Genomic DNA, 13135 nt, shown 5'->3' on the forward strand with positions numbered 1-13135 from the left:
GTCCAAAGAATTTCCGGGAGTTTCTCCACCACCGCCTCCCCCAGCGCACCCCCAGCCGCGTTCGGCACATTCGTGCTGGTCACGGCCGGATTGGGGACGCAGCGGGACTGTCTCCACGGTCCCGGAGACCACTGCTCCCCCAGCTGGTCCCCAGGGCTTGCCCACGGCCTGCCCGGCCGGGCCCCGGATGGTCCCCAGCGGTCCTGGCGGACTCGGCGCAGACGGCGAAAAGCCCGCCGTCATCGCCGAAGGGAAGAACCGTCATGCGTGAGAACACCACCGCCCGTATGGAGCCGCTGCGGGCCCTGGAGGAGGAGCTGCGCCGCCTCGTGGAGCGGCCCCGTCCGCTGACCCTCGTGGTCGGGGACCTGGATGCCGCTCTGCCCCGGCACCCGCTGGACATGGCGTGCCTGCGGGCGCTGCTGCTGCACCCCTCGGTCGGCTACCAGGCGCGCGGGGCGATCTGGGTGCGCCTGCTCGGCCTGACCCAGACGCCCGGGTGGCGCGGTGAGGAGTGGCCCACCGTGCTGTGCGCGATGGCGCTTTCCGGGCTGTGGCGCACCGCCGCCCGGCTGCGTCGCGAGGCGCCCGAGCTGTCGCAGACCGACGTGCAGCAGGCGGCCCTGGCCGGCTTCTGGGAGGCGGCGGTCGACCTTCGCTCGCGCCTGGACACCCTGGCGGACCCCGGCCGGATCCCGGCGAGTCTGTGCTGGGCCGCGGACCGGGCCGCCCGCGCCTACCGGACGGAGCAGCTTCGCCACGCCGAGGTGCGGGCCGACCTCGGCGAGCAGCCCGAGCAGGAGGGCGTCCCTGTCGGCTGTCCCGATGAGGTGCTGGAGCGGGCGGTCGAGCGCGGGCTGCTGGGCCGTGAGCAGGCGGAGCTGATCGCCCGCACCCGCCTCGAGGGCGTCTCGGTGCGGGAGCTTGCCGAGCGGGCGGGCGTGACGGTGGAGGCGATGGGGATGCGCCGCCACCGGGCCGAGATGCGGCTGGTCAAGGCGGTGAGGGCGGGCCTCCTGAACGGCTGACAATTCCCGCGATTTTTCTGATTGGGCGTTAGACACGCCGTCCGATCACGGTTTTAGACAGTGAGAGGGCGCCACCGGCCAGCACCGGCGGTGGCGCCGAGGGATCCGCCGCAGACGCTGACACCGCTGCACCCGTTCGCCACCGATTCCCGCGAGGGAGGTGATGGCCCACGGACCCTCCACGCGCGCACCCGCCCCCGGTGGCGCCCTCTCACCCCGCCGCCGGACACGCGGCTTCCCACTCCCCTCGCCCGCTCCCCGTCCTGCCAGTCAGGAGTGCCATGCCGAGCAACCACCCCGGGCGCAGGCCGCGCCGCCCGCCCCGCTCCCCCTACGCCCTGCCCGCGGTGCTCGCAGCGATCGTGCTGCTGCTCATCCTCACCGCGCACGTCGCCTCCGCCGCCCCGGCCCGGCTTGCCGGTCCGGCGACGATCGACCAGGTGTTCGCGAACATCACCGCGTGGATCGTGGGGATCGTCGCGGCGATCGCCACCACGTTCCTGACCATCGGCGGCCTGCGCTACCTCATGGCCGCGGGCGACCCTGGCGAGGTCGAGAAGGCGAAGGGCGCGATCAAGTCCGCGGGTATCGGCTACATGATCGCGATCCTCGCCCCCGTCATCCTCGACATCCTCAAGGGCCTGGTCGGCGCCAGGTGACGCCACGTCAATTCCCGAGAAGACCCTGGTGGGCGTGGGCGGTGGTGGCCGGTGCCACGCTCGTGATGCTCGCCGTGGTGCTGGCCTGCTCGCAGGTTCGGGCCCACGCCGACCCCGGCGGGCCGCAGCCGGCGCCCGGTGCGACCCCGGCCGCGCCCGTACCCTCTCCGCCCACGAGCACGCTCGAACCGACACCCGGCCTGACTCCGACCCCGTCGGTCAACGAGAAGCCCCGGCCGACTCCCACGCCAGCGCCGTCCCCCGGACCCGCGCCAACTGCGCCTCCTGACGGCGGGCCAGGTGGTGGCGGCGGGGAATCGGTGTCGTTCTGGGACGTCCCCGGGCAGATCCGCCAGGCCATCACCGGCTGGCTCGCCGACCTGATCCGACCGCTCGTCAACCCGCTCATCAACTCCGTGGTCCGCGCCCTGCTCACCACCCCCGACCCCGCCTCCTCCTCCCGGATCCGGGAATTGTGGGAGGCGATGCGGGTCATCGCGGTCGCCGGCTACGGCCTGTTCGTCCTCGCCGCCGGGATCACCACCATGACCCACGGCAGCGTCCAGCAACGCTGGGGCGCCCAGGACCTCCTGCCCAGGCTGGTCCTGGGCATCGCCGCCTCCAACCTCTCCCTGACGATCTGCACCACCCTGCTCGACCTGACCAACGCCGTCGCGGCGGCGATCTTCGGGGACGGCGTCAGCGCGGACGACGTCGCCGGCACCCTGATCGGCCTGCTCCTCGCCCAACTGACCGGCGAAGCGCCCCTGTACATCCTGGTGATCCAGCTCGTCGCTCTCACGCTCGGCGCCGTCCTGCTGGTCACCGTGCTGGTGCGGACCGCCGCGATCATCCTGCTCACCGTCGCCTCCGCGCTGATGCTCGCCTGCCACGCCCACCCGCTCAGCGACGGCGTCGCCCGCCTGTGGTGGCGCGCGTACCTCGGCTGTCTGGGCACCGAGATCGCCCAGGCCATCGCCTTCCTCGTCTGCGTCAAAGCCCTCCTCGACCCGAACAACTACGGCCTGGTCATCCTCGGCTCCAGCACTCAGCTCATCAACCTCATGCTGCTCTGCTGCACCCTCTACCTCCTCATCAAGATCCCCTCCTGGATCCGACGCATCGTCACCACCCCTGCCCGGACCATCACCGGCGGCACGGGCGGGCCCAAGGTTCCCGGTCTGCGGATCCTGCGCAAAGTCGCCCTCGGCGCCCTCGGTATGCCGCTCGGCCCGTACGCCTTCGGCGCCAGACTCGCCACCGGATTGGGCATCGGCAGAGGCGCCACCAGGGCTGCCAGGACGGCGAGGACCGCGACGGCAGCGACCGGTGCGGGAGGAAGACGGCCGGGACGAGGCGGTCCCGGCGGAGCGGGACTCGGCGGCCCGGGACTCGGCGGCCCGGGGCCGGCCAGGGGGCCGGGCGGCCCAGGCGCGGGAGCGGGCGGGGGCAGGCCCGGCCCGGGCCCCGGCGGTGGGGCCCCACCGCCGCCGACCGGCGGCCCCGGCACGGCACCCGGCCCCGGCGGCGGTCCCGGCGGTGCGAACACTGCATCGGCCTACCAGTGGGGCCGCCCCCGCAGACACACCCCCGGCAACACTCTGGGCGGGCCGAACCCGCCGCCCACCCCGGGCGCCGGTCCGGGTCTTCCGCCCGGGAACCCCGGCGGCCCGGGCAACCGCCCCGGTACCGGCGGACCACCAACTGGCCCCGTCAGTCCCGGAACGCGCCCGCCTCGGCCGCTTCCTGGCGGCACGGGTGGCAGCGGCCGGACCGTGCCACCGCCGCCCGCCGTGCGACCCAACGCGGCGTCGAACCTGCGCCCTGCTCGCGCCAACCTCCCGCCCCCGCTCCCCAGACCCGCCGTCCTACGCCCGCCGCTGGACGACCACCCGCCCGGCACCCGCCGAAAGAGGAGCCCGAGATGAGCAGCCGCCCGAGCGACGACGAGCCGTGGACCTCGATGGTGAAGATCCCCGACGTCGACAAGGAGGACACCGTTCTCGGACCCCTGACCGCCCGTCAGGCCGTCCAGCTCGCCGCCGGCCTGCTGATCGTGTGGCTCGGCTACAACGCCACCAGGAGCGTGGTGCCGCCGCTGTTCTTCGCCGCCGGCGCCCTGCCCCTCGCAACGGCGGCAACGCTCGCGGTCCTCACCCGCCGCGACGGCCTGCCCCTGGACCGGTGGCTGCTCGCGGCCCTTCGCCACCACCGCTCGCCCAAGCGCCTGACCCCGACCGGAGGCCTGGCGGACGTGCTGCCGTGGCAGGCCGAGATTCTGGACGGCCAGGCGGCGGAGAGTGTCGGAAGACTCTGTCTTCCGGTCGCGGACGTCGACGAGGACGGCGGCCTGGATCTCGGGCCCGGCGGGTCCGCTGCGATCGGCGAGGCCGGTACCGTCAACTTCGCCCTGCGCACCGGGGCCGAGCAGCAGGTACTCGTCTCGGCGTTCGGCCGCTGGCTCAACTCGCTCAGCGGCCCCGTGCAGATCCTGGTCCGCACCCGCCGCCTGGAGATCGGCTCGCGCGTCGCCGACCTCGAACAGGCCGCGCCCGCGCTGCCGCATCCGCTCCTGGAACAGGCCTGTCTCGCCCACGCAGACTTCCTCGCCGACCTCGCCCAGCAGCAGGAGCTGCTGCAACGCCAGGTGCTGATCGTGCACCGGGATAACAGCACCGACCCGGGCGCCGCAGGACGAACGCTCCGGCGCTGCGACGAGACCGCGGGGCTGCTCGCCGCCGCAGAGATCGCCGTCCGGACCCTGCGAGGAGCCGCCGCCTACGCCGCGCTCAGCGCTGCCTGCGAGCCCGACACGCCGCCCCACCCGTTGCCCGCCCTGCCGCACGTCCCCGTCACGACCGCGACCACTCCCGGAGAGTCCTGGTGAAGATCCCCCGTCACCTGAACGCCGATACCCGCGGTAGCCTCGCGCTCGGCCCCGACTCCGTCCAGGTCGAACCGCGCGTGCTCGCCGTCGGCGACCTGCTCACGACCACCCTCATCGTCACCGGCTACCCCGCCGAGGTCGGCCCCGGCTGGCTCGATCCCCTGCTCGCCTACCCCGGCCGCCTCGACGTCTCCCTGCACATCGAGCCCCTCTCCACACAGACCGCATCCGACCGGCTGCGCAAGCAGCGCGCCCGTCTGGAAGCCACCCGCCGCACCGGCCACCAGCACGGCCGACTCGAAGACCCGGAAACCGAGGCCGCGGCGGCCGACGCCGCGGAACTCGCCTGGCGCGTCGCGAGGGGCGAAGGAAAGCTCTTCCGCGTCGGTCTCTACCTCACCCTCTACGCCGCCGGCCGGGAGGAACTCGCCGACGAGCTGTCAGCCGTCCGGGCACTGGCCGAGTCGATGCTGCTGCGCTGCCAGAGCGCCACGTGGCGCGCGCTGCAGGGCTGGACCACCTGCCTGCCGCTCGGCATCGACCAGCTGCAGGCCTCCCGGACCTTCGACACCACAGCCCTGGCCACCTGCTTCCCGTTCTCCTCCCCCGACCTGCCCAGCACCGACCCGGACACCGAGAACGGGGTGGGCGCGGTGCTGTACGGACTGAACACCGCAGCCTCCGGGCTGGTGATGTGGGACCGCTTCGCCCAGGACAACCACAACTCCGTCACCCTCGCCCGCTCCGGAGCCGGCAAGTCCTACCTCACCAAGCTCGAAGCACTGCGCCTGCTCTACCAAGGCGTGCAGGTCTTCGTCATCGATCCCGAAGAGGAGTACACCCGCCTCGCGGACGCCGTCGGCGGCACCGTCATCCGCCCCGGCGCACCGGGCGTGCGGATCAACCCGCTCGACCTGGCCGCCAACGGCCCGGTGGACCAGCTCACCCGCCGGGCCCTGTTCCTGCACTCCTTCCTCGCCGTCCTGCTCGGCCAGACACCCTCCCCCTCCGAGAAGGCCCTGCTCGACACCGCGATCCTCACGGCGTACCGGCAGGCCGGGATCACGCTCGACCCGCGCACCCATACCAGGCCGGCGCCGTTGCTCGCCGACCTCACCGCCGCCCTCGAAACGAACAGCGATCCGGCTGGCAAGCTCCTCGCCGACCGACTCGCCCCGTACACCACCGGCACCCACAGCCAGCTCTTCGACGGCCCCACCAGTCAGCAGCCCGGCGGGCACCTCACCGTGTACTCGCTGCGCGACGTGCCCGAGGAGCTGAAGACCGCTGCCACCATGCTCACCCTCGACCAGATCTGGCGCACCGTCACCGACCCTCACGACCGCAGGCCCCGCCTGGTCGTCATCGACGAGGCGTGGCTGCTCATGCGCGACGAGCACGGCGCCCGCTTCCTGCACCGGATGGCCAAGTCCTCGCGCAAGCACTGGGCCGGCCTCGCCGTCGTCACCCAGGACACCGCCGACCTTCTCGCCACCGACCTCGGCAAAGCCGTCGTCGCCAACGCCGCCACCCAGATCCTGCTCCGCCAAGCCCCGCAGGCCATCGACGCTGTCGCCGACGCATTCCGCCTTTCCGCCGGGGAAGCCGCCTACCTCCTCGCCGCGGCGAAAGGCGAAGCCCTGCTCTGCAGCGGACCAGGCCAGCGGGCAGCGTTCACCACCGTCGCCTCCGACGTCGAGCATCAGCTCGTCACCACCGACCCCGCCGAGCTCACAGGCACTGCGGCGCCGTACGGCAGACAAAACGACCAGGAAGAGCCGGCCAGTAGTCAATACGCCGTGGCCGATCTGCCCGCAGCGTTCCTCAACGGCCCTGAGGAGAACGGGTGACCGCCCCCGTTCCGGGCGGGCCGCTCAGCCACGTTCTCATCGACCCGCACAGCTGGTGGCAGGCCATCACCGATGCCGTGATCTCCGTCGGCACCACCGACTGGCCGATCCTCATCCCAGCAGCAGCCGGGTCAGCAGCCGCCTACTCGACGACCCGATGCGCGGTGCACCACCGACGCCAGCGGCGGCTCACCACCGACGGCATCGCGGTCACGATCCTCTCCCCACCCACCGTCGACCCCGCCGCCGCAGAAGCACTGTGGAGCCACCTCGTCGGACTGCTCCGCCCCTGGTACCGGCGCCTGCTCACCGGCCAGCCCCACCTCGCGTTCGAATACCACTTCACCCCTGCCGGACTCACCGTCAGACTCTGGGCGCCCGCCTCGGTGCCGCAGGCCCTGTTGCGCCGGGCCGTTGAGGCGGCCTGGCCCGGCGCCCACACCCGGACCGAACGCGCGGCGGTCCCGCTCTCGAAGCAGGACCTGTTCGTCACCGGCGGCGCGCTGCGCCTGGCCCGCCCCGAGACCCTGCCCCTCAGGACCGACCACGACAGCGACCCGCTGCGCGCCCTGCTCGGCGCCGGACTCGCCCTCCAAGACGGCGAAACGATCACCGTCAGCATCCTCGCCCGACCCTCGACCGGACGGCGCGTTCGGCGCGCCAAGCACCAACTGCGGCGACTGCGGACCGGCGCCGGCAGCCCCACCCGGGCCGGGCGGCTGTTCGACCTGCTCACCCACCAGCCCTCCCGCGCCACCCCCACCGCCAAGGACCCCGAGCAGAACGTCGAGCTGCGCGCCGCCCTCACCAAAGCCGCCGGGCCCCAGTGGGAAACCGCCATCCGCTACGCCGTCAGCGTCCCCGTCCAGCAGCTCTCCGCCGACCCCGGCCGTGAGAAGGAAGCCGCCCGCGAAGCCCTCAATACGGCTCGCGCCCGGGCCAGGGGTCGCGCCCACGCGGTCGCCTCCAGCTTCGCCGTCCACTCCGGCCGCAACTTCCACACCCGCCACCGCCTCCGCGACCCCGCCGGACGCATCGCCGAACGCCACTTCCCCCGCCGCGGCGACCTGCTCTCCATCGCCGAGCTCGCCGGCGTCGCACACCTCCCCCTCGACCCGGCCGCCCCCGGCGTCCAACGAGCCGGCGCCCGCTCCGTCCTGCCCACCACAGCCATCCCCGTACCCGGGCCCACGGCGAAGCCGCTCGGCACCGCCGACATCGGCGTACCCCGGCCCGTCGGCCTGGCAGTAGCCGACGGCCGTCACCACCTGCACATCATCGGCGCCACCGGCTCCGGCAAGTCCACCCTGATGGCCAACATGATCCTCGCCGACGCGGAAGCCCGGCGCGGCGCACTCGTCATCGACCCCAAGGGCGACCTCGTCCACGACCTCCTCGCCAGGCTCCCGGAGTCGGCGCTCGGCCGGACCGTCCTCATCGACCCCGACGACCACGCCATGCCGCCCCGGCTCAACGTCCTGGAAGGCCCGGACGCCGACGTCGTCGTCGACAACCTCGTCGGGATCTTCCGCCGCATCTTCACCGCGTTCTGGGGCCCGCGCACCGACGACGTCATGCGCGCCGCCTGCCTCACCCTCATGACCTCCACCACCACCCGAGGCGCCGTCACCCTCGCCGACATCCCCCGCCTGCTCACCGAACCCTCCTACCGCCGCCGCACCACCCAGGGCGTCAACGACCGTGTGCTGCGCGGCTTCTGGAACTGGTACGAACAGCTCTCCGAACCCTCCCGCGCAGCCGCCACCGGCCCACTCATGAACAAACTCCGCGCGTTCCTGCTGCGCCCGTTCGTCCAGAACACCATCGCCGCCGGCCCCTCCACCTTCGACCTCGACACCGTCCTCGACGGCGGCATCGCCCTCATCCGCCTCCCCAAGGGCGTCCTCGGCGAGGAGACCGCACGCCTCCTCGGCTCCTTCGTCGTCGCCAAGACCTGGCAGGCCGCCGCCCGCCGCGCCGGCACCCGAGAACACACCCGCCACGACGCCGCCATGTACCTCGACGAAGCGCAGAACTTCCTCACGCTGCCGTACCCGCTGGAGGACATGCTCGCCGAAGCCCGCGGCTACCGCCTTTCCCTCGTCCTCGCCCACCAGCACCTCGCCCAACTCCCCCACGACCTGCGCGAAGGCATCTCCGCCAACGCCCGCAACAAGGTCGTCTTCAACGCCTCCCCCACAGACGCCCGCGAACTCGAACGCCACATGGCGCCCAACCTGACCGCCCACGACCTCTCCCACCTCGGCGCCTACCAAGCCGCCGCCCGCCTCGTCACCGCCAGCGCCAACACACCCGCCTTCACCCTGCGCACCACCCCGCTGCCCCCGCGCGTCCCTGGGCGGTCCACCGCCATCAGGCAGTCCTCCCGCGCCGCCTACGGACCCACGCCTCCACCCGGAAAGTGAGAACGCCCGTGCAGCCCACCGCTCCGCCCCGCCAGCGCGCCACCACCCCCTCCAACCGCCACAGGCCGGCACTGGCGGCCCTCGCCCGGCGGCTGACCCCCCGCGACATCTGGCTCCTCGAGATGCTCCAGGAGCACACCGTCCTGACCTCCAGCCACCTCACCGACCTGCTCGGCACCTCCCGACGCTCCGTCAACCGCCGACTGGCCACCCTGATCGGCCTCGGTGTCCTGCACTCGTTCCGCCCCCACCACCGACCCGGATCCGCCCCCGAGCACTACGTCCTCGGCCCGGCCGGCGCGGCCCTGCTCGCCGCCCGCTACGCCACCACCCCCGCAGCGCTGGGCTGGCACCCCGACCAGGCCACCCGAACGATGTTCTCCCCCTTCCTCGCCCACGACCTCGGCGCCCGCACCTTCTTCACCCACCTCACCCGCCCCACCCGGCCCGGCGAACAGCTCACCACCTGGTGGTCCGAACGGCGCTGCGAACACCTGTGGGCCGACCTCGCCCACCCCGACGGCTACGGCCACTACACCGGCCCATACGGCGAGTTCTCCTTCTTCCTGGAGTACGACACCGGCACCGAGGCCCTGACCCGCCTCGCGGGAAAGCTCGACGACTACGCCGAACTCGCCAACGCCACCCACACCCGCCCCCTCATCCTCTTCACCCTCCACAGCAGGGCCCGCGAGACCAACCTCCACGACCGCCTCACCAACCATCCGGCCCTGGAACACCTCGCGGTCGCCACCACCAGCCGCGACCAACACCACCCCGCAACCGGCCATCACCACCCCGCCGACCCCGTATGGCTCCCCGTCTCCCACCCCGGCACCCGCACCCGCCTCGCCGACCTGCCCGCCGCCTGGCCCGTCCACCAGCGCCCCGGCACGGTCACCACCGGCCAGGACACCGGCGACCGCAACGACGGGCGGCGCCACATCCCCGCCCCCGCACCGACCCCACCGGCCCACGCCGCGCCCACCGCCCGCCCACCGGGCGGGAACTGACCCGGCGAGGCCGCTGTGGCGTCCACCCCCGCGCGGATCGCCACCGGGGCCGGGGCGGGCTGCCTCGCCTTCCTGGCCCTCGTCATGGCTGCCGCGACCGCCGTCGTCTCCACCCTCTCCGGCGGCGGGCTCTTCGGCTTCCTCCTCGCCGGCGACGGCTCCCCCAGCGGCGAAGCCCTCGCCGACATCCCGCCCCGGATGCTGATGCTCTACCAGCAAGCAGCTCCGGCCTGCCCTGGCCTGCCGTGGACCGTGCTCGCCGCCATCGGCAAGATCGAGTCCGACCACGGCCGCGCCCCCAGCCAGGTGTCCAGCGCCGGGGCCATCGGGCCGATGCAGTTCCTCCCCGACACCTTCAACCAGTACGCACTGCCGGTCCCGCCCGGCGGCGCCAACCCGCCCACCCCCTGGGACCCGCCCGACGCCGTCTACGCCGCCACCCGCCTGCTCTGCGCGAACGGCGCGCGCGACGCCCACGACCTGCACGCCGCTATCTACGCCTACAACCACGCCGACTGGTACGTCAGCAAAGTCCTCGCCCAGGCCCGCGAATACGCCGAGAACGCCAACCAGCAGCCCGGCCCCGTCAACGCCCCCAACCACGCTGCCGCGACCGCCATCACATTCGCCCGCTCCAAGATCGGCATCCCCTACGAATGGGGCGGCACCGGCGAGCCCGGCCACGGCTACGACTGCTCCGGCCTCACCCAAGCCGCCTACGCAGCCGCCGGACTGCACCTACCGCGCGTAGCACAGGACCAGTACAACGCCACCGCCAAGATCCCCGACGGAGCGCCGCTCCTACCGGGCGACCTCCTCTTCTACGGAGACGACCCCACCCGCATCGTCCACGTCGGCCTCTACACCGGCAACGCGCGGATGATCAACGCCCCCAGAACCGGCAGATCCGTCACCGAGACAGCCTACCGCTACCCCGGCGACCACTACCTCGGCGCCACAAGGCCAACCCCATGACCTCGACCAGGAAGTGCCGCTCACCACCGGCCCGCACGAGGCATCAACCCCGCCGGTGAACGTCGGTCAGAAACAACAGCGCGTCCTCCCAGTCGGGGGACAGGTGACCACCCACACCCCAGCCGGTGCGCACCCGGACACCAGGGTGCGCACCCGTCCCCGACCCGAGCACCCTCAGGAGCCTCCGGCCATGACCAGCGCGTACCCGACCACCCCGCCTACCCGTACCGAACTGCGCCGTACCGGCCGCATGCTCACGGCCGGCACCTGGGTCCTGATCGGCGCGGTGTGCACCTTCTCCGCCATGACCGGAGCCCAGTTCATCGGTGCGCACTCCCCCTGGCACTGGTCGGGCTGGGTCCTCGCCGCCGGCATCGACATCGCCTTCGTCATGGCACTCCAGGCCGACGCCACCCTCGCCCGCTTCGGCTCCGCGGGCGGACGCTGGCCCTCGGCCTTCCGCTGGCTGACCGGCGCGTTCTCGGTGTTCGTCAACATCGGAAACGCCGCCCTCCAAAGCGACGCGGTCGGCATCGCGGTCCACCTGATCGCCCCCGCCCTACTGCTCGTGCTCGGCGAGGCGGGACCGGCCTGGCGTCGCCAGCTCGTCAACCTGGAACGCTCATCGGCCGTCATCAGCCACCACTTGTCATCGGAACGGCAGGTACCCACTCGCGGGCCTGCGTACCAGCCCGAGGTGACCACCTGGGGTGCACACCTCGGGAGCGCGGTGCGCACCGCAGCCGAAAAGCTGCGCACCCTCGAGCCGCCTGAGCAACCCGTGGTGCCCGCCCAGCCGTCGGCACACGCCGATGAGGTCGACGCCGATGACACCGATGAGTTCACCGTGGGCGACGGGGGTGAGCACGGCGACCACTGCACCGTAACCGAGCCCCCCGCCGATGCCCGAGAGGCACGTTCTCGAATCGTGCGTGGTCGCCTCGACGGCCTGAGTCAGCGTGAGACCGCCCGCTGGGCGCACCGCAGCCCCACGTTCGTACGCAAGATCTGGGCCATCCTGGATGAGGACCACCAGCACAAACTCGGGTCCGACGAAACCAGGGCCCCAGGTCCAGGCGAAGTAACCAATCACGCCGCGCCCCGCGCGGCCGGCGGTGTGGGATGACCAGGTTGGTGCCCGGATAGCCGCCGTCGGCGATGGTCGTGGTCCTGCCGACGGCGGCCTTCGCGCCGGATTCCTCCCATGCCTTGCAGTCGTTGCGGTTGCCCGGCAGGGGTTTGCCGACAGCGACGACGAGCCGGGTGTGGGCGTCGACGACGACCTGGTGGTTGGTGGAGCGGGCTTTGCCCTATTTCGTGGACACTCGCCAGTTATGTGACCAGCTCCAGGTTAGTGACGCTGGCGGCGTGCTGTCGCTCGTAGTCGACCGGGCTGCGGTAACCGAGGGCGGAGTGCCGCCGCTTGCGGTTGTACCAGGCCATCCACGCGAACACCGCCGTACGAGCCTGAGGCCGGTTCAACCAGCGTGAACCGTAGAGCAGTTCCCGCTTGAGCGTGGCGAAGAACGACTCCGCCATCGCATTGTCGTAGCTCGAACCGACCCGGCCCATCGACCGGCGTATCCCGTGCGCCCGGCAGACCTCGGCGAAGGCCCTAGAGGTATATTGCGCCCCGCGATCGGAGTGAAAAATCACCCCGCGCACATCGCCGCCCCGGGCGGCGATCGCAGCCTTGACCGCGTCGACGACCAGGCCCGCGCGCATGTGCTCCGCGAGTGACCAGCCCACGACCCGCCGCGAGTGCATGTCGATCACCGTCGCCAGGTACATCCACGCCCCGCCGACCGGCAGGTACGTTATGTCCCCGCACCAGCGCACATCCGGCGCCGACGCGGTGAAGTCCCGCCCGACCAGATCCGGGGCCGGCGGCACGTTCCGGTCCGCGATCGTCGTGCGAACGGTACGCCGCAGGTGCCGACCCGCGATCCCGCGCTCGCGCATCAGCCGGGCGACCCGCTTGTGGTTCACCGGCCCGTGCCGCTCCCGCAGCTCCCGGGTGATCCGGGGGACGCCGTAGGCGCCGTTCGACTCTCCGTGGATCTCCTCGATCCGCGCGCCGAGGTCGTCGTCGGCCGTCTTCCGGGCCAAACGGGTGGCCGCCGCCGCGATCCACCGGTAGAAACCGGACGCGGACACGCCCAGCACCCGGCACAGCCGCTGCACTCCGTACAGCCCTCGGTGATCGGAGATGAACCGCCAGCGGCCGGTCATCGGCCCATCTCCTTGGCAAAATACTGGGCTGCCTTCCGCAGGATCTCCTTCTCCAGCTCCAGCTC

10 protein-coding genes and 1 pseudogene are annotated in these 13135 nt (G+C 72.4%); 9 read left to right on the forward strand and 2 right to left on the reverse strand.

Going from position 1 to position 13135, the window contains the following annotated elements; genetic code table 11:
* The first annotated feature begins 263 nt into the window (after positions 1 to 263).
* The 9 genes from ABT095_RS18120 (at position 264) to ABT095_RS18160 (ending at position 11964) form a co-directional block, all read left to right on the forward strand.
* The gene (locus ABT095_RS18120; RefSeq protein ID WP_350530417.1) at positions 264 to 1028 is read left to right on the forward strand and encodes a sigma-70 RNA polymerase sigma factor region 4 domain-containing protein; all 765 of its coding nucleotides are present in this window, start codon (positions 264 to 266) and stop codon (positions 1026 to 1028) included.
* A 281-nt stretch (positions 1029 to 1309) separates the two neighbouring features.
* Positions 1310 to 1687 (forward strand): pilin, encoded by a 378-nt coding sequence (locus ABT095_RS18125; RefSeq protein WP_350530418.1) that lies wholly within the window; start codon positions 1310 to 1312, stop codon positions 1685 to 1687.
* Positions 1688 to 2007: 320 nt separating this feature from the next.
* Complete coding sequence (locus ABT095_RS18130) at positions 2008 to 3615, forward strand: TrbL/VirB6 family protein (protein WP_350530419.1); 1608 nt, start codon at positions 2008 to 2010, stop codon at positions 3613 to 3615.
* Entirely contained in the window at positions 3612 to 4574 is a 963-nt protein-coding gene (locus ABT095_RS18135) for a PrgI family protein (protein WP_350530420.1), read from the forward strand. The genes ABT095_RS18130 and ABT095_RS18135 overlap by 4 nt, the downstream gene beginning before the upstream one ends.
* Positions 4571 to 6424 carry a VirB4 family type IV secretion system protein gene (locus ABT095_RS18140; RefSeq protein ID WP_350530421.1) on the forward strand — a complete coding sequence of 618 codons (1854 nt, stop codon included), beginning with the start codon at positions 4571 to 4573 and terminating at the stop codon, positions 6422 to 6424. Before ABT095_RS18135 ends, ABT095_RS18140 begins: the two co-directional genes overlap by 4 nt.
* Positions 6421 to 8850 (forward strand): DUF8128 domain-containing protein, encoded by a 2430-nt coding sequence (locus ABT095_RS18145; protein ID WP_350530422.1) that lies wholly within the window; start codon positions 6421 to 6423, stop codon positions 8848 to 8850. Before ABT095_RS18140 ends, ABT095_RS18145 begins: the two co-directional genes overlap by 4 nt.
* 8 nt (positions 8851 to 8858) lie before the next feature.
* Entirely contained in the window at positions 8859 to 9863 is a 1005-nt protein-coding gene (locus ABT095_RS18150; RefSeq protein WP_350530423.1) for a replication-relaxation family protein, read from the forward strand.
* A gap of 15 nt (positions 9864 to 9878) precedes the next feature.
* On the forward strand, positions 9879 to 10838 hold the full coding sequence (locus tag ABT095_RS18155) for a C40 family peptidase (protein ID WP_350530424.1): 960 nt from the start codon (positions 9879 to 9881) through the stop codon (positions 10836 to 10838).
* 190 nt (positions 10839 to 11028) lie between these two features.
* Positions 11029 to 11964, forward strand: coding sequence for a hypothetical protein (locus ABT095_RS18160; RefSeq protein ID WP_350530425.1), 936 nt, complete (start codon positions 11029 to 11031; stop codon positions 11962 to 11964).
* Here ABT095_RS18160 and ABT095_RS18165 read toward each other — a convergent pair.
* Positions 11924 to 12136 (reverse strand): annotated as a pseudogene (locus ABT095_RS18165) (transposase); the annotation flags it as partial. The gene ABT095_RS18160 and the pseudogene ABT095_RS18165 sit on opposite strands and share 41 nt — an antisense overlap.
* Positions 12137 to 12170: 34 nt before the next feature.
* Positions 12171 to 13070 carry an IS3 family transposase gene (locus ABT095_RS18170; RefSeq protein ID WP_350530426.1) on the reverse strand — a complete coding sequence of 300 codons (900 nt, stop codon included), beginning with the start codon at positions 13068 to 13070 and terminating at the stop codon, positions 12171 to 12173.
* Positions 13071 to 13135 lie beyond the last annotated feature (65 nt).

It is taken from the genome of Kitasatospora sp. NPDC002227, from assembly GCF_040296285.1.
Taxonomy (GTDB): Bacteria; Actinomycetota; Actinomycetes; order Streptomycetales; family Streptomycetaceae; genus Kitasatospora.